Below are 22,590 nucleotides of genomic sequence, written 5' to 3'. Positions count from 1 at the left end.
CAGGCTCAGGGTGAGCGGGCCTTGGTGGCTAACTCTCCCGCGCCACGCGGAAGCCGGCGAAATCCTGGCTCACTGGCATCAGCTCGATACGGTTGATATTGAGGTGCGGCGGCAGCTCGGTGACCCATAGGATGGTGTTCGCGATGTCCTCGCCCGTCATCGGGTCGGAGCCGCGATAGAGATCGTCGCTGGCCTGCTGGCTGCCGGTGCGAACGAGCGTGAACTCGGTCTCGACCATGCCCGGCTCGATGCTCGTCACGCGCACGCCGGTGCCATGGAGGTCGGCGCGCAGGGCCAGCGTGAAATGGTTCGCGAAGGCCTTGGACCCGGCATAGACATTGCCGCCCGGATAGACATAGCTCCCCGCGACCGAGCCGATCGCGATGATCGCGCCCTTGCGCTCGATCAGCACGGGCAGCAGCTTGCGCGTCAGCTTGACCATGGCCGTCACATTGGTGTCGATCATGGTCTGCCAGTCGTCGAGGTTCGCCTCCTGCGCGGGCGAGAGGCCCTGCGCAAGACCGGCGTTGTTCACCAGCAGGTCGATGCCGGCGAAGTCTTCGGGCAGGTCAGCGATGGCGGCATCCATTGCTGTCTCGTCGCGCACATCGAAGACGCAGGGGTGGATTGTGTCCGCCCCCAGTTCCGCAACCAGCGCATCGAGTCGTTCCTTGCGGCGTCCCGTCGCCACACAACGCCAGCCCCTGGCGACCAGTGCACGAACGGTGGCCTCGCCAATGCCCGCGGTAGCGCCGGTAACGAAAGCCGTCTTGGTCATCCGCGTAGCTCCGCGCCCTGCTTGGCGGCGGCGTTCACCACCTTGTCCGAGATTGCCTTGATCTCCTCGTCGGTGAAGCTCTTCTCGCCCGGCTGGAGCACGACTTCGACCGCGACCGATTTCCTGCCTTCGGGCACACCCTGCCCGGCGAAGACGTCGAACACGCGCGCTGATACGATCGCCTGCTTGTCCGCGCTCTTCACCGCACGCACGAGGTCGGCGGCGGCGAGATCGGCGGGGACAAGGAACGCGAAGTCGCGCGTGATCGCCTGCAGTGCGGGCGGCGTATAGGTCGGACGCGCGAAACCGCTTCCGCCCTTCTTCGTCGGGATCGAATCGAGGAAAATCTCAACGGCGACCACCGGGCCGTCCACGTCGAAGCCCTTGAGCGTCTTCGGATGCAGCGCGCCGAAACGAGCCAACACGTTCTTCGGGCCGAGCCGCAGCGTGGCGGACTGGCCAGGGTGGAACTGGTCACCAGCCTCAGCCATGACCATCAGATTGTCGACCGGCGCACCGGCAGCTTCGAGCAGGGCGAGCGCTTCGGCCTTGGCATCAAAAGCGTCGAACTGACTTGCCTTGCCCTGCGCCCATCCCCGCGGTGTCTTCTCGCCTGCGAGCACAACGCCGAGCGTCGGCTTCTCATCGCTCGCGCCGTCCGGCCCCCGGAAATAGCGCCTTCCGATTTCGAACAGGCGCGTACCCGGCGCGCCGCGATCGGCATTGCGCTTGGCCGCGGCGAGCAGGCCGGGGATAAGCGAGGGGCGCATGGCCTTCATTTCCTCGCTAATCGGATTCTCGAGCACCCACAATTGCGCGCCGTCCGCGAAATGCTCGGCGTCGGCGGTGGGGAGGAAAGACCAGGTCACCGCCTCGTTCAGCCCGCGCGCAGCCGCTGCGCGGCGCAGCTTGCGCTCAAGCTTCTGCAGCGGCGAAGCGGTCGGTTGCGCGACCCCGTCGGCACGCGGCAGGGGCACGCTGGCGACCTTGTCGAGGCCATGGATACGGACCACTTCCTCGACCAGATCGGCCGGGCCTTCGATGTCATGGCGACGCGGCGGGCAGGTAACCTGCCAGTCGCTCGAGACGACGAAGTCGAGTTCGGTCAGGATGCGACGCTGCTCGTCCTCGGCCACGTCGACGCCGCCCAAGCGGCTCGTCAGTGCGGGATCGAACGGCACCACCATCGACTCGACCGGCGGCTTTCCGGCGCGCGTCGCCTCGGTCGGCGTGCCGCCGCAGGTTTGCGCGATCAGGTCTGTCAGCAGCGCAAGGCCATCGTCGAGAAAAGCGGGATCGACGCCGCGCTCGAACCGCGTACGCGCGTCGGACGCGAGGCCCAGCTTGCGACCCGTCACACCGATGCGCTCGGGATCGAAATAGGCGATCTCGAGCAATACGTCGGTCGTGCCTTCGGTCGCGCCCGAATGCTCGCCGCCCATGATCCCGCCGATGTCGTGCACGCCGGCATCATCGGCGATAACCGTCATCGTGTCATCGAGCGTGTAGGTCTTCTCGTTCAGTGCCTCCATCGTCTCGCCATCTTGGGCGCGACGCGCGACGATAGGGCCGGACAGCCTGGCGACATCGTAGACATGCGCCGGACGGCCGCAGGCGAGCATGAGATAATTCGTGCAATCCACCAGAGCGCTGATCGGGCGCTGACCCGCTGCCTTCAGGCGGCGCTGCATCCATTCCGGCGACGGCTTGGTGTTGTCGACTCCGCGGATGACGCGGCCATAAAACGCCGGGCAGCCCTCGGGATCGTCGGTGCGGATCTCGACCGGGCACGGGCCCTCGCCGTCGATGGTCGGGACCTCGACAGGTTTGAACGTGCCGAGCCCCCCGGCAGCGAGATCGCGCGCGATGCCCATCACGCCCATGCAATCGGGCCGGTTGGGCGTGATCGCGACGTCGAACACGGGCGAGGCGTCGCTGTAATCGGCGAAGCTATCCCCGACTGGCGCATCGTCGGGCAGTTCGATGATGCCGTCATGCTCGTCGCCGAGCTCGAGTTCGCGCACCGAGCACATCATGCCATTGCTTTCGACGCCGCGGATCGCGCTCTTGCGCAATTCCATGCCGTTCGCGGGGACAACCGCGCCGGGCAGGCCGAGCACGCCCTTCATACCGCTGCGCGCATTGGGCGCGCCGCAGACGACCTGGAGCGGCTCGCCGTCACCAGTGTCGACGCTGAGCACCTGCAGCTTGTCGGCATCGGGATGCTTTTCCGCCGTCAGAACCTTCGCGACACGGAAACCGGCGAGCTTGTCGGCGGGGTCTTCGATCCCTTCGACCTCATGGCCGATCCGGTTCAGCGCAGCCGCGATCTCCGCCACCGAAGCATCGGTGTCGAGGAAGTGCTTCAGCCATCCGAGCGAGAACTTCATGCGCGCGCTCCTACGCCGGCGGACAGGGTAGGCTGGTCGAAGGGCGAGAAGCCGTAATGCTCCGCCCAGCGATAATCGCCGTCGAAGAAGGCGCGCAGGTCGTCCATGCCGTATTTGAGCATCGCCAAGCGATCGACGCCGAGGCCCCAGGCGAAGCCCGAATAGACGTCCGGATCGACGCCCGCGAACTCCAGCACACGGCGATTGACCATGCCGCTGCCGAGCAGCTCCATCCAGCCGTGGCCGGGAGCATCGCCATCACCGCCCAGAACGCGGCGACCATTCACATCCTGCCAGCCGACATCGACTTCGACCGACGGTTCGGTGAAGGGGAAGTAGCTCGGGCGCAGGCGCAGCACGATATCGTCGCGCTCGAAGAAGGCCTTGAGAAAAGTCTCCAGCGTCCACTTCAAGTGGCCCAGGTGGATGCCCTTGTCGATCACGAGACCTTCGACCTGATGGAACATCGGCGTGTGCGTCGCGTCGCTGTCACTGCGGTAGACGCGGCCCGGTGCGATGATGCGGATCGGCGCACCCTGCTCGGCCATGGAGCGGATCTGGACGGGCGAGGTATGCGTGCGGAGAAGCATCCGCCGTCCCTCCGCATCCATATCTGGGAAATAGAACGTATCGTGCATCGCACGCGCGGGATGCGTTTCCGCCATGTTAAGCGCGGTGAAATTGTGCCAGTCGTCCTCGATCTCCGGCCCGGTGGCGACGGTAAAGCCGAGGTCCGCAAAAATCTCCGCCAGCTCGTCCATCACCTGGCTCACGGGGTGGACCGAACCCTTCGGCGTTGCGGGTGCAGGCAGCGTCAGGTCGAGCACCTCGCTCGCCAGCCTTGCTTCCAGTTCAGCGTCGTCGAGCCGCTCCTTCTTCGCAGCCAGCGCATCGGCTACCTCGCCGCGCAGGCCCTGGATCTTGGGCGCTTCGGTCTGGCGCTCCTCCGGAGTCATCTTGCCGAGCGTTTTCATCAGGCCCGAAATGGAGCCTTGCTTGCCGAGGAATTCGACCCGCAAAGCCTCCAGCGCAGCGGCATTCTGGGCGTCCGCAATCCTGCCGAGCGCTTCGGTTTTGAGAGTTTCGAGATCGGTCATGGGTAGTGCGAAAAGGCCCCGGCAATAACGATGAACGCGCCCTCTAGCGCCTTCGGGCACCGTTCCCAAGCCCCGATTGCCGCACTACCCTAGCCGGTGCGAGGGGTGTGGAGCGCCTGCATCGCAACCCCCGCAGCCTTGCTCGTCACCCGCACCGCGGCCGACACGACAGGATGAGGACGTTTGGCGTATTGTCCCGGGGTCATGCCCATGATGTTGCGGAAGTCGCGAATGAAATGCGCCTGATCGGTATAGTGGCTGTCGAGGCTTTCGATCCAGCGCATAGATGGATCCATCATATAGCGACCCAGGCTGCGCAAGAAACGCTGGCGTCGCCGGAGCACCCCCGGCGGGAAGCCGAAATGGCGTTTGCAGAACCGTTCGATCGCCCGCACGTTCATCCCCGCCATGCTGGCCAGCTGTTCGGTCGGAATCGGTCTTCCGGAAGCAATCGCTAGGTGGATTGCGTGGATCGTGCCCTCGCCGTCAATCCTGTCACCCAGAAGCGCGCGAAACGTCGTGTCGAACAAGGTGATCACGCCGCTATCGTCCAGCGTCCCGGACAGGACTGTCTGGAACACGGCACGCAATGCGTCCAGGTGAGGGTAGCAGCCAAGATCGTCGAAGCGATTGGCAAAATCGCTGGCCGGCATGCCGATGAAGCGGGCCCACCCTGCAGGCGTGAGGCCGACCCCCCAATATTCTCCCGACGACACCTGGACATAAGTGCCGCGGTCGGTCGAGCCGCTCAGGATGATCGGAGGGACCGGTTGGGGCTCGCCCGGTCCGATAACGGCGCAATAGTGATCGGCAACGCCGGTGCGCAGGTTCGCCTCCTCCGGCGGCATCCATTCTTCCAGGATGCCGTCGGCCTCGATGCGCGTGCAGTAATAGCCCGAAAGGAATGGCGCCAGGTCAGGTGGAGGTCCGGCAACGAGCATCGCGACCTGATCGGTTGCTGTCTCGACAATTCTCGTGGGACGGTCATGCATGGGCGCCTCGAAGGCCGGCTGCCTGCCAAGTATTTTCAAGCTTTGCAAGGACTTGTTGGCGGTGGCTGCTTTGCGCCGGGCGGGTCAACCTTCCGGCGGTTTGTGCAACACCTGCATCGCTTCCCCCGCGATCGCCTTGCGGGCATGCGCGGCGGCTCCGAGCACGGGGTGAGGCTGTTTGGCATAGGCGCTCGGGCTCATGCCCATGAAACGCTTGAAGTCCCGCACGAAATGCGCCTGATCGTGATAGTGGCTGTCGAGCGTTTCGATCCATTTAAGCGAAGGGTCGAGCATGAACTGCGCGAGGCTGCGCAGGAACCGCTGACGCCGCAATAGGAGCTGTGGAGTGAAACCGAAGACGGATTTGGACAGACGCTCGAGCGTCCGAAGGCTCATGCCGGTCTTCGCTGCAAGATGCGAAACCGTGTGAACGCTCTTGTCCACCAAGGCACGTTCCAACCCGACGATGTCGGTGTCGCGGGACTGTGGGGAGAGCAACAGCGCGCGGATCGCGTCGGCCAGGCAATCCTTGAACGTCTGCGGATCGGCCGGCTCGATCGCGAGACATGCAGTAATCGGTGCCAGCCGTTCGAGTGCGCGCTCCTGCGATAGATCGGCGAAACGATCGGCATATTCGTCTGCCGGCTGGTCGAGGACCCGCGCCCAACCGAGCGGCAACAGTCCGATGCCCCAGCTCTGCGCCGACTCCGCGCGGAAGCGGGTTGCGCGGCTGGTCGGTCCGACCAGGATCGCTCGCGGCACGCGTTCCAGCCGCGCGTCACCGACCGAGGCTTCGATGTCGCCTTGCGTGATCAAGCGGATATTGGCCCACTCGGGATGCAGGGCATCCTCGATGGGCCCAGCCGGATCCGGGCTCACATCGAGCCGGTAGATGGTAGTTACGAAAGGGCGCAGGTCTTCGGGCGGCAGGTAAAAGCGCACTTTGACCGCGCTGCCGAGCGCAGAGCCGCTCATGCACGGGGTCCGTCTGCGTGCTGTATCGATGGCGTTCGGATCAGCATCGGTACGGGCAGTAGCAAAATGCGACCGCTTTGCGAAAAACTATCCTCGCCTGTCCAAGGACTGGACGGGTGATCCCCAGACCCTGCGCCGTTCGGCAGCGAAGGCACCGAGCACGGGATGCGGCATCGCCGCATACTCGCTCGGGCTCATACCAATGAAGGACTTGAATTCGTGAACGAAATGCGCCTGATCGTGATAGTGCCGATCGATCACCGAGGTCCATCTTCCGGGTTCGGTCAGGAAGGCACCCAATGTGCGTACCAAACGCTGCCGCCGCAGCAGCACGCGCGGACTAAAGCCGCAATGGCGTTTACACAGTCGCTCCAGCGTTCGCTTCGACAGGTTCAGCCTGTCGGCGAAATCTTCGACATGGGTAAGGTAGGGATCGGCCATCGCCTCCTGTATGGCGATAATCCTGTTGGCGTCTTTCGGCATGGGCGCCGCCGTTCGCAGGTGTTCGCACACTGACTCGAATTGCCGATCGAGGTCTCGCTCGGCGCCGCATAGCATTTCGCAAAGCGTGCTGAGCTTGGCGAACGCCTCTTCGGCCTCTCCGTCGAAAACCAGGTTCACAAAATCGGCCGCCTCCGCGCCCACATAGCGCGCCCAGCCCAGCGGACTGAGACCCATGCCCCACACTCGGCTCCGCCCGATCTCGAAGCGGGTCGGCTGTGCACTGGGCCCGGTTGCCTGGAAGCGTTGCGCCCCGGCGGACCGCAGCGCAGCCGAGTCCGGTCCCGCGACCGTATCGCTGAAAAAGCGCATGTTCGCCCACTCGGGCAGCAACATGTCGACCACTCGCTCGCCGGGCGGAAGATCGACAGTCATGAGATAGATAGTGGTAAAGCAGGGAGCGAGATCCGCCGGTGCGGCAAAGAATTGCACGTCGATCAGGCAATCGCTGGCCACTCGACACCTCCCTCCCTGTATCATTGTAGCGCCGCGGAAGCATTCGACAAGTTGGAACAAAAAAGGGCGCCCGACCGGACGCCCTTTCTCATATAAACAATCGCTTGAGGCGAAGTTTACGCCGGCAGCGCTTTTTTGGCCTGTTCGATGATCGCCTTGAAGGCCGCGCCTTCGTTCATGGCGAGATCGGCCATGACTTTACGGTCGAGCTCGATACCGGCCAGCTTCGTGCCGTGCATGAACTGCGAATAGGTCAAGCCTTCGGCGCGGACCGCGGCGTTGATACGCTGGATCCACAGGGCGCGGAAGTTGCGCTTCTTAACCTTACGGTCGCGATAGGCATACTGGCCGGCCTTTTCGACGGCCTGGCGCGCGACGCGGATGGTGTTCTTGCGGCGACCGCGATAGCCCTTGGCCTGGTCCAGAAGCCGCTTGTGCTTGGTGCGGGTGGTAACCCCGCGCTTGATACGTGGCATGCTGTTGTACTCCTAAAAAACGCAGACGGGCTTTAGTCGAGGCCGTAGGGGGCCCACTTCTTCACCGCTTTCCAGTCGTTTTCGGACAGGACGGTGGTGCCGCGGTTCTGGCGGATGTACTTGGCATTGTGGCTCATCAGGCGGTGGCGCTTGCCGGCCACGCCGTGCTTTACCTTGCCGGTCGCGGTGATCTTGAAGCGCTTCTTCACACCGCTCTTGGTCTTCAGCTTGGGCATTTTTATCTCCTTTGCAGAGACACGTCCGACCAGCCCTGGCAGCCCTTTCGGCCAGACCGGCGGTGATTCACGTGTCGGTGAAGGGCGCGCAGATAGCGATTCTGGGCGGAAATGCAAGCGCAGTCAGAAGTGCGTGACGTAGCCGCCATCGACGATGAGCGTGTGGCCGGTCACGTAGGACCCGTCCTGTGAAACCAGGAATGCCACTGCACCGGCAATCTCTTCGGGCTTGGCCCAGCGGCCGAGCGACGTGCGGCGCGCCAGGTGGTCGGCGATCTCGCTCGATCCCTCGAACCACTCCGCATTCGCCTCGGTCAGCACGAAGCCGGGGGCGACAGCGTTGACCGTGATGCCGTCCGGCCCGAGTTCCGCCGCGAGCGAGCGGGTGACGCCGTCCAGCCCCGCCTTGCTCGCTGTATAGGACGCATCGCCGCGCGCGATCTCGCTGGCGATGGAGGTCACGTTCACGATCCGCCCATATCCGCGCGCGCGCATCAGCGGCGCTACGCGCCGCGCCAGATCGAACGGCGCGACGAGATTGGTACGCAGCAGCCGCTCCATGTCGGCGCGTTCGATCTCGGCGAACCCGCGCCGGTCGCGTGCTCCGGCATTGTTGACGAGGATGTCGAGGCCGGTGGCATGCTCTATCTCTGCCAGAGCGGCGATGCAGGCGGCTTCATCGTCGAGATCGAAGGCAAGCACCCGCGCATCCCCATCGATGTTGTCTGTCGCCTCTTGGAGCGCCGTCCGATCTCGACCGCCCAGCCAGACAGTCGCACCCTCGGCCGCCAGCCGTCGCGCGATCTCCAGCCCCATGCCCCGTGCCGCGCCGGTCACCAGCGCGACCCTGCCGCGAAGTCTGCCCCCCAAGTCCATGTCAGTCTTCGTAGATCATCTTGCGTGTCATGCCACCATCGACATTAAGGTGCTGGCCGGTGATGAAGCCCGCGCCATGCAAATATTCGACGGCCTCCGCGATGTCCTGCGGCGTGCCGACTCGTCCAGCAGGATGCTGGTCGCAGTCCTTTTCGCGGTGGTTCGCTTCGCGTCGTTCGCCTGTCTTCTGCCATGGTCCCGTCTCGATCCAGCCGGGCCGGATGGCATTGATGCGGATTTCGGGGCCGAGCGAGACTGCCATTGCATGGGTCAGCGCATCCAGCCCGCCCTTGGCCGAGGCGTAGGCGAAACATTCCGGCTCGCTCATCACCGCGCGCGTGCTGGAGATATTGACGATGCTCGCCCCGGTCTCGGCGCGGCGGAGCAGTTGCACGGCGGCGCGGCTACAAAGGAAAGCGGCCGTCAGGCTCGCATCTATCCAGGCTTGCCAGTCGGAGAGGGCGAGGCCCTCCAGCGGCCCGCAATAGGGATCGGCGATCCCAGCATTGTTGACGAGGCAATCGAGCGCTGCGCCATCGAGCCAATCCTCGATCCGCGCGAAACTGCGCGTCACATCGCCTTCCTTGCCGACATCGCACGTCAGCAGCAGCGCAGATTCGCGCGGCAGGGCCGACCGCAGTTCGGCCAGAGCTTCGGCATCCTTGTCGAGGCCGATGACATGCCAGCCAGCTCCGTGAAAATGCATCAGGGTCGCCCGGCCGATGCCCGCGCCCGCTCCGGTTACGCAAATCGTTTTCATTGTGGCGGAACGTGCCGCGCCTCGCTCAGTGCCCGTGGTTGCTATCAATCCCGCCCATCGCTTCGAGCACATCCTCCAGGCGGGCGGGTTCGCCAAGCGCCAGCACGCGACCATCGCTGTTCGCGTCGAGCGGATTGCCCTGCCAGTCGCTCATCGTTCCGCCGGCGCCCTCGACGACGGGCACCAGGGCGGCGAAATCATACAGCTTGAGCCCGCTTTCGATGACGATGTCGAGATGGCCCGCTGCAAGCAGGCCGTAATTGTAGCAGTCCCCGCCATATACCGGCCAGGGACGCTGCGGATAGGCTTTGGCCACCACCCGCAGATAGGCGTCCACGTCGTCCTCAGCGAAGGCATGCGGGCTGGTGGTGGCGATCGACGCGCCTTCCAGCGCGCGGCATCGGCGTGTGCTTACAGGTTTGCCGTTGAACGTCGTCGGCTGTCCGATAGCGCCTACCCAGCGCTCCCCCAAGATCGGCTGGTCGATGATTCCAAGGACCGGCCACCCGTCCTGCAACAGCGCAATCAGCGTCCCGAAAATCGGCCGGCCGGCGACGAAGCTTTGCGTCCCGTCGATCGGGTCGAGCACCCATTGCCGCGCCGCGCCTTCGCGCACGCTGCCGTATTCCTCGCCGATAATGCCGTCATCCGCGCGTTCGGCTTCCAGCAGGGAACGCATGGCGGCCTCGGCGGCGCGGTCCGCTTCGGTAACGGCGGAGTGATCTTCCTTCTGCTCCGCCTGCCAGTCGCCGCGGAACAGGGGCCGGATCGCGTCCCCGGCGGCGTCGGCGAGACGCTGCGCGAGCGTTATGTCTTCTTGCATGTCCATGCCGCGCCTTCGCAATGCCCGCCACGGCGGTCAAGCGGCGCGTTCGGCGTCAGTCGAACAGTGAGCTGACCGAACTTTCGTCGGCGATCCGGCGCACCGCCTCGCCGATCAGCGGCGCGATGGTGAGGATACGGATCCGGCTGGAATCCTGCGCCGCGTCGGTCGCGCGGATGGTGTCGGTGATGACCAGTTCCTTCAGCGCCGAACCGTCGACGCGCGCCACGGCCCCGCCCGAGAGGACCCCGTGCGTGATATAGGCCGCGACCGAGCTGGCCCCCTGGTCGAGCAGCGCCTGTGCCGCGTTGCAGAGCGTGCCGCCCGAGTCGATGATGTCGTCGATCAGGATGCAGTGATTGCCCTTCACGTCGCCGATGATGTTCATCACCTCGCTCTCGCCGGGGCGGTCGCGGCGCTTGTCGACGATGGCGAGCGGCGCATTATCGAGCCGCTTGGCCAGCGCCCGTGCGCGCACCACGCCGCCGACATCGGGAGAGACCACCATCAGCGTCTGGTCGCCATAGCGCGCCTGAATATCGGCAGCCATGACGGGCGCGGCATAGAGGTTGTCGGTCGGGATATCGAAGAAACCCTGGATCTGGCCCGCGTGCAGGTCGACCGAAAGGACGCGGTCGGCGCCTGCCTCGGTGATGAGGTTCGCTACCAGCTTGGCCGAAATCGGCGTGCGGGGGCCGGGTTTCCTGTCCTGCCGCGCATAGCCGAAATAGGGCACCACCGCCGTGATCCGCCGCGCCGAGGCGCGCTTCAGCGCATCGATGCAGATTAGCAATTCCATGAGATTGTCGTTCGCTGGATAGCTGGTCGACTGGACGACGAAGACATCCTCGCCGCGCACGTTCTCGTGAATTTCGACGAAGATTTCCTCGTCCGCAAAGCGGCGCACTTGCGCATCGACGAGCGGCATCTCGAGATAGGCTGCAATCGCACGCGCAAGCGGCAGGTTCGAGTTGGCGGCCATGATCTTCATGCGATACGAATCCCCGTCGGCTGGCAGTGCCACTCGCCTAGCGGTCCGTCATGGGATTGCAACATGGGAAGGAGGGTTTTGAAGAGGCCAGGGTTTGCTGAGTGCTGGGTTTTGTATTTGTTTGGTGCGGGATTTTCGTTGCGTGCGCCTTCGACATCCGTCGAAGGCTTGCGGCACCGGCTCGCTCCCCCACCCGACCACCCATAGAATACCGTGCCGTGGGTGGTCGGGTGGGGGAGCGGGCCGGCACAGCGAGGTCAGGACGGATGTCCTGACCGCATCCAACAAGATTAACTCACCTTATGCTCGCCCTTGATCCAGCGCACCGTACCGCTGCTGGCGCGCATCACCACGCTTTCGGTCGTCATCGTTCCGCCCCGGCGATATTTCACACCTTCGAGCAGGCTGCCGCTGGTCACGCCGGTCGCGGCGAAGATGCAGTCGCCTTTGACGAGGTCGTCGCGCGTGTAGATGCGGTCGAAATCCTCGATGCCCCATTTGCGGGCGCGAGCCTTCTCGTCCTCGTTACGGAAGACGAGGCGGCCGTTGAACTGCCCGCCGACGCAGCGCAGCGCGGCCGCTGCCAGCACGCCCTCCGGCGCGCCGCCCTGGCCCATATACATGTCGATCGTGGTGTCCTCGTCGGTCACCGCAATTACGCCTGCGACGTCGCCATCACCGATAAGCACGACACCGCAGCCGATCGAACGCAGTTCCGCGATAAGGTCCGCATGACGCGGGCGGTCGAGCACGCAGACGATGATGTCGGCTGGCTTCACGCCCTTGGCGTCGGCTACCGCCGTGACGTTCTCGGTCGGGGTCTTGGCGAGGTCAATGATGCCGTCGGGATAGCCCGGCCCGACCGCGATCTTGTCCATGTAGACGTCCGGCGCGTTCAGCAGGCAGCCCTGAGCACTGGCAGCCAGCACGGCCAGCGAATTGGGGCCGGCCTTGGCGGTAATCGTCGTGCCTTCGAGCGGATCGAGCGCGATGTCGATCTTCGGGCCCTCGCCCGGCGCACCGCCGACCTTTTCGCCGATATAAAGCATGGGCGCTTCGTCGCGCTCGCCCTCGCCGATCACCACGGTGCCGTCCATATAGAGCGTGTCGAAGGCTTTGCGCATCGCTTCGACAGCGGCAGCATCGGCGGCCTTTTCGTCGCCGCGACCGATCAGCTTCGAAGCCGCGACCGCGGCCGCTTCGGTGACGCGGACCATTTCGAGCACGAGGATGCGGTCGAGCGGGTTGTCGGCGGGCGAGTTCATAAGCGGTTCAGTCCCTGATAGGTGTATCGGACCCGGAAGTCGGGCGGAGCTTCGATCATGCAATCGTATGCGCGAGCGCCCGATAGACAGGGAGCCATGCATTGTCGAGACGACTGGTCGTGCTGACACCGGTCCTGGTCGCATTCGCTCCCGGAGCCGCCCTTGCGCAGGGCACACAATCAAAAAGCCTCTCGGCAGACGAACGCGACTGCCAACGCAAACAGGAAGCGGCGCTTATCTCCGGCGAAATCGTGGTCTGCGGCGACCGGTCGGAAAATGACCGATATCGGCTCGACCCGCCGGGCGAGGCGCGCAAACGCTATGCAGAAGAGACCATGGATCGCGGCCTCGGCTTGGCCCCCGATTTCAAACCACCTCCCTGCCGACCGAGCCTCTTTACGTTTTGCCCCGAACTCGGTGGCGCAGGAGAACGCCCGGTCCTCGTCGATTTCGACTCCCTGCCCGAAGCACCAGAAGGATCGGACGCGGACCGGATCGCAAAAGGAGAGTTGCGGCAATGAGGGGTATGTGCATCGCCTCCGCCTTGGCTTTCCTCATGGCCACACCGCTCGCGGCGCAAGACAGTGAAGAGGCGCTGCCACCGCAGCGAGGCTCCCCTCCTGAACGGATCGATTTGCTTGCCGCAGCGCGCGAGGCCGATGAACCGCTCGAGGACTGTAGCGAGGAGCAGGAAGCTGCGCTTCTGTCCGGCGAGATCATCGTCTGCCGCAGCCGCAGCGACCTCGATGAGTATGGCTATGACAAGGAGCGGGCCGAACGTCGCTACGCCCGTGAGACGATGAACAAGGGCAACCCAAGCGCGCCCGATGTCTTCGGCATACCCGATCATGGCGTGGTCGCGGCCCGCGGCTGCTTTATCCCGCCATGCCCGCCCCCACCGGCCTATATCATCGATTTCGAGAGCCTGCCGGACGCGCCGCCAGGATCCGACGCCGATCGCATCGCGCGGGGATTGCCGCCGCTGGGGCGCGACGTCGCGACACCCGAAGCCGCGGCGAGGGCGCGGGCAGAGCAACTCGGTCTTCCGGAGCCGGAGATTGGTGAGGTCAGTCCCCCAGAATCGGCATCACCAGAGGATCTGCCGCAAGACTAGGCGATCCTTCGAGCAATTCGAGCGCGCCGGTCACGCAGCGCTCCGGCCCCTCGTGCGTAACCATTGCGACCTGTACCTCGCCGCCGTCATGATCACGGCCGCGCTGGATGAGGCTTTCGATGGATACTCCCGCATCGCGCATCGCGGCAGTGATTTCTGCGAGCACGCCCGGCCGGTCGGCCACGGTAAAGCGGATATAGTCGCGCCCCACGCGCTCGCCGGAATCGCCCTGCTCTGCCGTAACCAGCTGGCTGACGGGCACCGAGAACGGCGCTCCGGCCTGCCCGCGTGCGATGTCGATCAGGTCGGCAACTACGGCGCTGGCCGTGGGCTTGTCGCCCGCACCGGCTCCCTGAAACAGCAGGCGTCCTGAAAAATCGCCCTCTGCCACGACGGCATTGGTCGGTCCGGTCACCGCGGCAAGCGGGTGGCGGAAGGGGACGAGACACGGGCGCACGCGCTGGAGCAACCGTCCGGTCGCCTCGTCGCCGTTCTCCATACTGGCGATCCCGACAAGCCGCACGACATAGCCCAGGGCATCGGCCTGCGCGATATCGGTCGCGCTGACCTGGGTGATGCCACTGCACCGCACCGCTTCGAAATCGATGCGCGTGCCGAAGCCGATTGCGGCGAGGATCGCCAGCTTGTGCGCAGCGTCAACGCCTTCGATATCGAAGGTCGGATCGGCCTCGGCATAGCCCTTTTCCTGTGCCGCACTCAGCATCTCGCCGAAATCGGCACCGGTCCGCTCCATCTCCGACAGGATGTAATTGCAGGTGCCATTGAGGATGCCGTAGATCCGGGTGAGCGCATTGGCGGCCGTCCCTTCGCGCAGGCCCTTCACCACCGGAATGCCGCCCGCGACCGCCGCCTCGAAAGCGAAGGGCGCGGATTTGATCGCGGCCAGTTCGGCCAGCTCCATCCCGTGATGCGCCACCATCGCCTTGTTCGCGGTGACGAAGCCTTTGCCCGCATCGAGCGCGGAGCGGGCAAGCGTCAGCGCGGGTCCGTCCGATCCGCCGACCAGCTCGACCACGACATCGACATCGGCGCGGGTCGCCATCGCTTGCATGTCGTCGACCCAAGCGAAGCGAGACAGATCGACGCCGCGATCCTTGCCGCGCTCGCGCGCATTGACTGCGACGACTTCGATCGGCCGCCCCGCGCGGCGCTCCACGACGTCGCGATTGGCTTCGAGCAGGCGGATGACGCCGGTGCCGACCGTACCGAGGCCGGCGATCGCAAGGCGCAGCGGCTCAGCCATTGGTCGGGTGCGCCACGGTCGGGAGTGGAAAATCGGAGTAGAAGCTCATGCGCTGGCGACTAGCGCAACAGCGGGGCGCTTTGGAACCAGTTTGTCTTGCCCCGCGCCAAGGCGAAGCTGTGGGCCCTCAGCTCGGCGAACGTGTGCGCGGACAAGCGCCCAATTCCTCTATAACCAGCGCGTAGTCGCGCTCCGCCAATTCGCGGGCGCGGGGATCGCGCGAGATATTGGCTTCGTCCGGCAGCCCCGTCGGCAGGAAACAGGCGAGGCGATACCATTCGAGCGTGTCCCGGCGCGGCGGACGGGCGGCCTGGTCGACGATTTCGGTCCACGAAACGCCCCAGCGCGGTGCCTGGTTCGGCCGCCGCACGACGGTCACGGAAACCGGCCCGTCGTTCTCGGTATCGAGGAACAGCTGGGTTTCGGATTCGCCGACCAACGTCCCTTCGACTGCGAGCGCATCACGGACGCCGGTCACGCGTGGCGGGGCGCTTGGCGCAAGCAACGAAGCCAGGACCGACCGCAGGCTGTCGGCAAACGCGTCAGTATAGGGGAACTGTGCATCGGCCTCGACCAGCTGGATTTCGGCTGGTCGGCCGGGCACGGTGCGCGCGAACAGGACGACGTCCTGCTTCTTCAGTTTCGGCGCCTTGCCTTTCTCGTCCAGCGGAAGATCAACGAGGTAGCGCAGCGATTCGCCAACCGGAACATTCCCGGCGATCAGAGCTGTAGTCTCCGCTTCGATGTAAAGCCGGACATGGCCCGGGGCGAGGCCCGGCGAGCGCTCCGGCTCGACCGTCGCCTGATCGCGGATTTTGACACGAAGGACCAAGGGCGACTTGTCCGCCAGATCCACAATGTCAGCATAGGTCAGCTGCGTTTGCGGCGCAGGTTCCTGCGCAGCAAGCGGAGTTACTGCCAAAGCGGCAGCGAGCGCTATCGGGGTAAATAAGGTAGATCGGATCATGATGCTTCCAGCTGGGGAATGCCAATTGTTCGAGCGGGCGATTCGGTCAATGGCAGGCGAGGGCCTGAGGTTCCCCGACAGGTTCGAGGTAGCGCACTGAATCGGCCCTTAACCGACAAAGCGTTTGCGGTGCGCGGGCATCGTGGGTAAGGGGTTGGCGGGCCCAAGCGATGATACATTGTTGCTTGGGGGAGAGGTCTTGGGGTTCTTTGGGGAACTTCGGGTCTTCTGCATCGCTCTGGACTTGAGAGTCCGTTCGATGTTCTGAATGAAAAACGAGGCAGCGGGTCGCATGCATTTTGCACCCCCCGCAACAAGCCTCTCAATCCCGGCCTCGCACCGGGATGACCGATGGAGTGAAGCGACCGAATGGCATATGCTGACCAGGAGATGAGCGGCAATCGCATTGTCGCGATTATCATCGTTGCTCTCATCCATATCGCTCTAGGTTACGCTCTCATCACCGGCCTCGCATACAATGCGGTGCAGCAGGTGGTGGAACGCGTGACCACGATCGATATCGAGGAGCCGCCGCCGCCCGAGCCGGAGGATGAGCCTCCGCCGCCGCCTGAGCCCGATACGGCACCGCCGCCGCCGGTGGCACCCCCGCCGCCGATCAGTATCGCGCCGGCACCGCCGCCGATCCGTACGCAGCAGACGATCCCGCCGCCGGCCCCGCCCGCGCTGCGCATACCGCCGCCTGCGCCCCCGGCACCGCCGCCGCCGCCGCCGGCTCCGCCTCCCCCGTCCAAGGCCCAGGGCGCGACGCCCCGCGGCCAGGCCGGCTGGGCACGCCGTATCCAGTCGAACTATCCGCGCCGTGCGGAACGCGAAGGCACCGAAGGCAACGTCGGCGTTTCGGTAACAGTCGGCACCGATGGCCGCGTAGCCAGCTGTTCCGTCACCAGTTCGAGCGGATCGAGCGATCTCGATTCGGCCGCCTGCGACGGCATGACCCGCTATGCGCGGTTCAACCCGGCACTCGACCGGGCGGGCAACCCGATCACGGATACCTACCGGACGACGATCGTCTACCAGCTCAACTAGGCTTTCCCGTCCTCCGCGACGGAACCCAATTACTCAAGAGGACTACTCGCTATGACCTTTGAAATCCTTGCTGCCGCCGGCGAAGCGGCCCCGCAGAACTCCTTCGGCTTCCTCGAGGCAATGGAACAGGGCGGCTTCGTCGCCTGGTTCATCCTCGGCGTCATGGTCATCATGTCGGTCGGCTCGTTCTACATCCTGTTCACCAAGCTGTTCGAACAGCGCAAGGTGATGAACCAGTATGGCGCCGTCCGTAACCAGTTCTGGAAGCAGAACAGCCTCAAGGAAGGCGCGACCAAGCTGGAAAAGAACAGCGCATGGCGCCAGCTCGTCGACGATGCCATGATGGCAGAAGACCAGCACGCCAAGATGACCGACAAGCTCGAAGCGCACGACTGGATGCACGGCTCGCTCGCGCGTTCGGAAGATGCGATCAACGCGAAGCTCGCCAGCGGCCTGCCGTTCCTCGCCACCGTCGGCGCGACTGCACCGTTCGTCGGCCTGCTCGGCACCGTGATCGGGATCTATCGCGCGCTGATCAACATCGGCATCGCCGGTTCGGCCTCGATCGACAAGGTTGCCGGCCCCGTCGGTGAGGCACTCATCATGACCGCCATCGGCCTGCTGGTCGCGGTTCCCGCCGTGTTCGCCTACAACTGGCTGCAGAGCCGCAACCGCCGGATCGCCGAGATGCTCAACGGCTTCTCGACCGACCTGCTGGCGAACATCAACTCGAACGGCACCGTCAAGCCTGTCACCACGACTGCAGCGGCTCGTCCCGCAACGGCCAAGGCGGCCTCGGCAACCAAGACGACGACGACCACTGGCGCGAAGCCGGCCACGACCAACCCGGGCACCACCGGCGCGATCAAGAAGTAATTCGGTATCGGGCGGGAGCGCTTAGCGTTTCCGCCCATCCGCCGAGTGAACCCAAGCTAGAACGATAGGATTTAAACCATGGCGATTTCGACAGGAGGGGGCGCTAATACGCCGATGTCGGACATCAACACCACGCCGCTCGTGGACGTGATGCTGGTGCTTCTCATCATCTTCCTCATCGCGGTCCCGGTCGCGATCCAGACGATCGAAAAGCTCGAGATCCCGGTTTTCGAATCGGTGGAATCGAAAGACAAGGTCGAGAATCTGCTTCTGACCGTCAGCACTACCGATGGTGCCGGCCGCAGTGCTGGGGAGCCTGGTTTCGAAGGTGCCTCGCGCAACGGCGATTGCCGCGTGTATTTCAACAATATCTCGCCGGTCACCTCGGAAGAACTCTACGACCAGGCTTTCGAACGTCTCGATGCAATCGTGCAGCGCGCAGGCGGCCCGGAAGCCATCATGGACGATCCGGATGCCATTCCGCAGGTACACATCCGTGGTGATGTCAATGCGCCGTGGTCCTGCGTGGCCGGTGCCATCTACAACGTCCAGGCGGCCGGCTATCCGACCGTCGGCTTCATCTCGAACCCGGTCGACCCGAACGCGTAAAACCGGGTCCGGCAGAGAAGAACTAGGAGTAACCCACTATGGCAATGTCAGGCGGCAAGGATGATGGCGCCCCGATGATGGAAATGAACATGACGCCGTTGATCGACGTCCTGCTCGTGCTCCTCATCATGTTCATCATCACGATTCCGGTTGCGACCCACGCGGTCAATATCGACCTCCCGGCGCCGAGCCCGACCCCGCCCGACGTGATCGTCGAGCCGGAGAAGAACAAGCTCGTCCTCACCGCGACCGACGAGATCCTGTGGAACGGCAATACGATAAACGACGGCCAATTGCGCACGCTCCTGGCCCAGTCGACGCAGATGGCCGTCGAGCCCGAACTGCAGTTCGAGCCCGAAGCGCTCGCCAGCTACGATCTGGCAGCGCGCGTGCTGCAGATCATCAAGGCCAGCGGCGTGACCAAGTTCGGCTTCGTCGGTAACGAACGGTACCGGACTTTCGGCTCCGCCGGTTAATCCGAATAATCATCGAAAATCGGGAAAGGGGCGGAGCGATCCGCCCCTTTTCTTTTGCGTGCGGTGATCGGAGCCCGGCAGGTGGGAGCCCTCAGAGTGAGACAAACGCCAAACCGCTGCCTTTGACCCGATCGCTCATCGTCGGAGTCCGCAGCAGACACCACCGGCGCTTGCCATCCTGCCGTATTTGTGATGTTATCTCATTGCAAATAAGGAGAGCTTCCATGCCGTACCCTCACTCCCCTCGCAGTAGAGTCGGCCAGCCAATGTCCGAGATGAACATCACGCCGCTGATCGATGTCATGCTCGTCCTGCTGATAATGTTCATTATCGTGATCCCGATCGCAACGCATGCGCTCGCCATGCCGCTGCCCAATGGCAAGGGCATCTTCAGAACCGAAGTCATCAACACGGTCCATATCGATGCGCGCGACCGGCTGTACTGGAACGGGCAGTCGCTCGACAGGCAGCAACTCCTCAACCAGCTCGCTGGAGCCGCGGCCCTCACCGAGCAACCGCAAATCCGCTTCGATCCCGATCCCCGCGCCAGCTACGACCGTAGCGCACGCACGATCGCTCTCATCAAGGACTCGGGGATCGAGAAATTCGCCTTCGTCGGAAATGAACGGTATCGGGCTTTCGGTGCCCACTAAAAGGGTGAAACGGCCACGGCACCGCTATCGCCACGGCGAGCCGATCGGCAGGCCCGATAGCCTGCCGATCCTGCTCTTCGTCTTCGCCCTCATTGCGGGCCTGCTCGCGATGTCCCCGCGCGCCACGCACATCCTAAAGATGGACTTGCCGGCGCCGTATTCCCCAGGATATTCCGAGGTTCTGACGCCTAGCTATGACCGGATCGTGATCGATGCGAACGGTGCTGCCCGATGGAATTCGGTCCCGCTGAGTGATGAGCAACTTCACGCGATCCTCGATCAGTCCGCAATGCGTCCGCTGCAGCATAGCCTGCTTCTGACGCCGGACGGGCACGCTCCCTATCCGCGCGTTCTAGAGATACTCCGCCTCATCACAGCTACCGGCCTGAACGACCGTTGCTTCCGTTTTTCCGGCAACGCCCGCTTCGCGCGATATGACAGGCCCGAAACTTTCGATGACCTGGTCCCTGCCGAAGCCGTCGAGTGCTTTCCCTCTTACGAGTAAGGCAGTTCGTCCACCCGCATCGCCGCACCTGCCAGGCTCTCCGCCTCCAACAGCAATTCATCGTCCACCGAGCCCTGCGGTGTCGCCTCGCGGCCGATCATGACCATCACCGGAACCGCCAGCGGGCTCACACGGTCGAGCTCGACATGCACCAGTTGCTCGGCCGAGCGATCGAGCAAGTCGCCCAGCCTTCCGACATCGGTCATCCTCGTGCGCGCGTCGGCCCAGGCAGCCTCCAGCAGCACGTGGTCAGGCTCATATTTGCGGAGGACATCGTAGATCAGGTCGGTCGAAAAGGTGACCTGCTTGCCTGTCTTGCGCTTGCCCGGATGCTGCCGCTCGACCAAACCACCGATTACCGCGACCTCGCGAAAGGCCCGGCGCAGCAGGTGCGAGTTCTGTACCCACTCGATGAATTCGTCCTGCAGGATATCCGGCGACAGCAGCGGCGCCGGGTCGGTTACCGGCTTCAAGCCCCACACCGCCAGCGAGTAATCGTTGGCCACAAAGCCGCCCGGCATCAGCCCCATGTCTTCCATGCGCCGCGTGATCAGCATCCCGAGGCTCTGGTTCGCGTTCCAGCCTTCGAAGGTGTAATAGACGCTGTAGTGACGCTTGGCGTGCGGGAAGCTTTCTACCAGCAACTGGCCCGGCCCCGGCATCCGGCTGCGCCAATCCTGCACCTCCAGCCATTCGCGCACGTCGTCCGGAAAACGCGCCCAGCCAGCGCGATCGACCAGCATTTCGCGCACCCGCTCGGCAAGGTGCGTGGTCAGCGGCATGCGCTGGCCGCCATAGCTCGGGATCATCGCATTGGACGTCGCAGCCTTCACCAGCACTTCCATGTCCTGCAGCTTCACGACCTCCAGGCTCATCCCGGCGAAGGCGAAGGTATCGCCGGGGGATAGCGAGGCGGCAAAGCGCTCCTCGATCTTGCCGAGGCTGCGCCCGCCCCGCCCACGCCCCGAATTGATCCGCACCTCCAGCATCTCGCTATCGATGATGATCCCGGCGTTCATCCGGTGCCGCTGGGCCTGCTCGGGATGAGTGAGCCGCCACACGCCCTGCCTGTCGCGCACGATGCGCTTGAACTTGTCATAGGCCTTGAGCGAATATCCGCCGGTCTCGACGAAGGAGAGCACCCGCTTCCACGCTTCTTCGTCGACCCAAGCATAGGCGAGGCAGGAGCGGATTTCTGCGAGCAGCGCGTCTTCCTGAAACGGCGCCGCGCAGGCGCAGGCCATCACGTGCTGGGCCAGCACGTCTAACCCGCCGGGGCGAAAATCCTCGCCGTCCCGTTGCCCCTCGTCCACCGCCTCGCGCGCTGCTGTCGCCTCGAGAAATTCGAAGCGGTTGCCCGGGACCAGCAGCGCGCGGCTTGGCTGGTCGAGCCGGTGATTGGCGCGGCCGATGCGCTGCAGAAGGCGGCTCGATCCTTTCGGGGCGCCCATCTGCACGACGAGGTCGATATCGCCCCAATCCACGCCGAGGTCCAGGCTGGCCGTCGCCACAAGCGCACGCAGTTCGCCGCGCGCCATCGCGCCCTCCACCTTGCGCCGCGCCTCTTTCGAGAGGGAGCCGTGATGGACGCCGATGGGGAGGTTGTCCTCGTTGACGTCCCACAGATGCTGGAAAATATACTCAGCAAGGAAGCGGGTGTTGGTGAAGATCAGCGAGGTGCGGTTGGTCTTGATCTGCTCGTATAGCTGCGGGATCGCCCAAGTCGCGGCATGCCCGCCCCAAGGCACGCGCTCCTCGTCGGGCAGGAGGATTTCGACCTCGGCGGGCGCGCCGGCCTCGCCTTCGACCAGTTCGACCATGTCGATGTCGCCCCAGGGCGCGAGCCATTCGCGAAACTTTTCCGGCTCGGCCACCGTGGCCGAAAGCGCGGCACGCTGCAGGTCCGGCGCGATGCCCTGCAGGCGCGAAAGCGCGAGCGCCAGCAGGTCGCCGCGCTTGCCGGTGGCGAAGGCATGCACCTCGTCGATCACGATGCGCTTGAGGCCGGCGAACAGGTCGAAACTGTCGGGGTAGCTGAGCAGCAGCGACAGGCTTTCCGGCGTGGTCAGCAGCACATGCGGTGGCTTCGTGCGCTGGCGCTTCTTGCGATCCGACGGGGTATCGCCGCTGCGCGTCTCGACGCGGATCGGGAGGCCGATTTCCTCGATCGGCGTCAGCAGGTTGCGCTGGACATCATGCGCCAGCGCCTTGAGCGGCGAGACATAGAGCGTGTGAAGGCCATCCGGAGGCGCGGCGCCATTCAGCCGTGAAGGCGCGAAATCAGCAAGAGTCGGCAGGAAACCGGCCAGAGTCTTGCCCGCCCCCGTATCGGCCACCAGCAATGCGTGCCGCCCTGCGTCGCTCGCGTCCAGCATCTCCGCCTGGTGTCGCCGAACGCGCCAGTTGCGGGCCGCAAACCATTCGGCAATCTCGGGAGGGACGGAAGACACCATTGCTAAACAA

24 protein-coding genes are annotated in these 22,590 nt (G+C 64.5%); 8 read left to right on the top strand and 16 right to left on the bottom strand.

Annotated features, from left to right (window positions below; genetic code table 11):
• Positions 1-28: 28 nt before the first annotated feature.
• The 13 genes from P8R33_RS13790 to glpX form a co-directional block, all read right to left on the bottom strand.
• Positions 29-778, bottom strand: coding sequence for an SDR family NAD(P)-dependent oxidoreductase (locus P8R33_RS13790; RefSeq protein WP_278329543.1), 750 nt, complete (start codon positions 776-778; stop codon positions 29-31).
• Entirely contained in the window at positions 775-3,168 is a 2,394-nt protein-coding gene (gene pheT, locus P8R33_RS13785) for a phenylalanine--tRNA ligase subunit beta (protein ID WP_278329542.1), read from the bottom strand. Before pheT ends, P8R33_RS13790 begins: the two co-directional genes overlap by 4 nt.
• Positions 3,165-4,265: a phenylalanine--tRNA ligase subunit alpha gene (pheS, locus tag P8R33_RS13780; protein WP_278329541.1), complete on the bottom strand. Its 1,101-nt coding sequence runs from the start codon at positions 4,263-4,265 to the stop codon at positions 3,165-3,167. The genes pheT and pheS overlap by 4 nt, the downstream gene beginning before the upstream one ends.
• A gap of 89 nt (positions 4,266-4,354) precedes the next feature.
• The gene (locus tag P8R33_RS13775) at positions 4,355-5,257 is read right to left on the bottom strand and encodes a helix-turn-helix domain-containing protein (RefSeq protein WP_278329540.1); all 903 of its coding nucleotides are present in this window, start codon (positions 5,255-5,257) and stop codon (positions 4,355-4,357) included.
• An 84-nt stretch (positions 5,258-5,341) separates the two neighbouring features.
• Entirely contained in the window at positions 5,342-6,232 is an 891-nt protein-coding gene (locus P8R33_RS13770; protein ID WP_278329539.1) for a helix-turn-helix domain-containing protein, read from the bottom strand.
• 87 nt (positions 6,233-6,319) lie between these two features.
• Entirely contained in the window at positions 6,320-7,189 is an 870-nt protein-coding gene (locus P8R33_RS13765) for an AraC family transcriptional regulator (RefSeq protein ID WP_278329538.1), read from the bottom strand.
• A 116-nt stretch (positions 7,190-7,305) separates the two neighbouring features.
• Complete coding sequence (gene rplT, locus P8R33_RS13760; protein ID WP_278329537.1) at positions 7,306-7,665, bottom strand: 50S ribosomal protein L20; 360 nt, start codon at positions 7,663-7,665, stop codon at positions 7,306-7,308.
• 32 nt (positions 7,666-7,697) lie between these two features.
• Positions 7,698-7,901 (bottom strand): 50S ribosomal protein L35, encoded by a 204-nt coding sequence (gene rpmI / locus P8R33_RS13755; RefSeq protein ID WP_278329536.1) that lies wholly within the window; start codon positions 7,899-7,901, stop codon positions 7,698-7,700.
• Positions 7,902-8,024: 123 nt separating this feature from the next.
• A complete protein-coding gene (locus P8R33_RS13750; RefSeq protein WP_278329535.1) occupies positions 8,025-8,777 on the bottom strand; it encodes an SDR family oxidoreductase in 753 nt (250 codons plus the stop codon).
• Position 8,778: 1 nt separating this feature from the next.
• A complete protein-coding gene (locus P8R33_RS13745; protein WP_278329534.1) occupies positions 8,779-9,537 on the bottom strand; it encodes an SDR family NAD(P)-dependent oxidoreductase in 759 nt (252 codons plus the stop codon).
• A gap of 25 nt (positions 9,538-9,562) precedes the next feature.
• Positions 9,563-10,366 (bottom strand): histidinol-phosphatase, encoded by an 804-nt coding sequence (hisN, locus tag P8R33_RS13740; RefSeq protein WP_278329533.1) that lies wholly within the window; start codon positions 10,364-10,366, stop codon positions 9,563-9,565.
• A gap of 49 nt (positions 10,367-10,415) precedes the next feature.
• Positions 10,416-11,351, bottom strand: a complete 936-nt coding sequence (locus tag P8R33_RS13735; RefSeq protein ID WP_278329532.1) for a ribose-phosphate pyrophosphokinase — start codon at positions 11,349-11,351, stop codon at positions 10,416-10,418.
• Positions 11,352-11,641: 290 nt separating this feature from the next.
• A complete protein-coding gene (gene glpX / locus P8R33_RS13730; RefSeq protein WP_278329531.1) occupies positions 11,642-12,616 on the bottom strand; it encodes a class II fructose-bisphosphatase in 975 nt (324 codons plus the stop codon).
• Positions 12,617-12,717: 101 nt separating this feature from the next.
• Here glpX and P8R33_RS13725 point away from each other — a divergent pair, with 101 nt between their 5' ends.
• On the top strand, positions 12,718-13,137 hold the full coding sequence (locus tag P8R33_RS13725) for a hypothetical protein (RefSeq protein WP_278329530.1): 420 nt from the start codon (positions 12,718-12,720) through the stop codon (positions 13,135-13,137).
• Positions 13,134-13,730: a hypothetical protein gene (locus P8R33_RS13720; RefSeq protein ID WP_278329529.1), complete on the top strand. Its 597-nt coding sequence runs from the start codon at positions 13,134-13,136 to the stop codon at positions 13,728-13,730. The genes P8R33_RS13725 and P8R33_RS13720 overlap by 4 nt, the downstream gene beginning before the upstream one ends.
• On the opposite strand, the gene P8R33_RS13715 is transcribed toward P8R33_RS13720, so the two are convergent.
• Positions 13,684-14,994, bottom strand: coding sequence for a homoserine dehydrogenase (locus P8R33_RS13715; RefSeq protein WP_278329528.1), 1,311 nt, complete (start codon positions 14,992-14,994; stop codon positions 13,684-13,686). The genes P8R33_RS13720 and P8R33_RS13715 overlap by 47 nt on opposite strands.
• 127 nt (positions 14,995-15,121) lie before the next feature.
• Complete coding sequence (locus P8R33_RS13710; RefSeq protein ID WP_278329527.1) at positions 15,122-15,961, bottom strand: hypothetical protein; 840 nt, start codon at positions 15,959-15,961, stop codon at positions 15,122-15,124.
• Between the two features lie 369 nt (positions 15,962-16,330).
• Here P8R33_RS13710 and P8R33_RS13705 point away from each other — a divergent pair, with 369 nt between their 5' ends.
• The 6 genes from P8R33_RS13705 (at position 16,331) to P8R33_RS13680 (ending at position 20,127) form a co-directional block, all read left to right on the top strand.
• Entirely contained in the window at positions 16,331-17,008 is a 678-nt protein-coding gene (locus tag P8R33_RS13705) for a TonB family protein (RefSeq protein ID WP_278329526.1), read from the top strand.
• A gap of 51 nt (positions 17,009-17,059) precedes the next feature.
• Positions 17,060-17,884 carry a MotA/TolQ/ExbB proton channel family protein gene (locus tag P8R33_RS13700; RefSeq protein WP_278329525.1) on the top strand — a complete coding sequence of 275 codons (825 nt, stop codon included), beginning with the start codon at positions 17,060-17,062 and terminating at the stop codon, positions 17,882-17,884.
• Between the two features lie 78 nt (positions 17,885-17,962).
• On the top strand, positions 17,963-18,493 hold the full coding sequence (locus P8R33_RS13695) for an ExbD/TolR family protein (RefSeq protein ID WP_278329524.1): 531 nt from the start codon (positions 17,963-17,965) through the stop codon (positions 18,491-18,493).
• Positions 18,494-18,531: 38 nt separating this feature from the next.
• Positions 18,532-18,969: an ExbD/TolR family protein gene (locus tag P8R33_RS13690; protein WP_278329523.1), complete on the top strand. Its 438-nt coding sequence runs from the start codon at positions 18,532-18,534 to the stop codon at positions 18,967-18,969.
• A 266-nt stretch (positions 18,970-19,235) separates the two neighbouring features.
• Positions 19,236-19,622 carry an ExbD/TolR family protein gene (locus P8R33_RS13685; RefSeq protein ID WP_278329522.1) on the top strand — a complete coding sequence of 129 codons (387 nt, stop codon included), beginning with the start codon at positions 19,236-19,238 and terminating at the stop codon, positions 19,620-19,622.
• A gap of 4 nt (positions 19,623-19,626) precedes the next feature.
• Entirely contained in the window at positions 19,627-20,127 is a 501-nt protein-coding gene (locus P8R33_RS13680) for an ExbD/TolR family protein (protein WP_278329521.1), read from the top strand.
• On the opposite strand, the gene P8R33_RS13675 is transcribed toward P8R33_RS13680, so the two are convergent.
• The gene (locus P8R33_RS13675) at positions 20,118-22,580 is read right to left on the bottom strand and encodes a ligase-associated DNA damage response DEXH box helicase (RefSeq protein ID WP_278329520.1); all 2,463 of its coding nucleotides are present in this window, start codon (positions 22,578-22,580) and stop codon (positions 20,118-20,120) included. The genes P8R33_RS13680 and P8R33_RS13675 overlap by 10 nt on opposite strands.
• Between the last annotated feature and the right edge of the window lie 10 nt (positions 22,581-22,590).

Origin of the sequence: Qipengyuania flavescens (assembly GCF_029688735.1) — a bacterium.
Classification (GTDB): domain Bacteria; phylum Pseudomonadota; class Alphaproteobacteria; order Sphingomonadales; family Sphingomonadaceae; genus Qipengyuania.
Note: the sequence above shows the minus strand (reverse complement) of the source record. Positions and strands in the feature narration are given on the sequence as shown.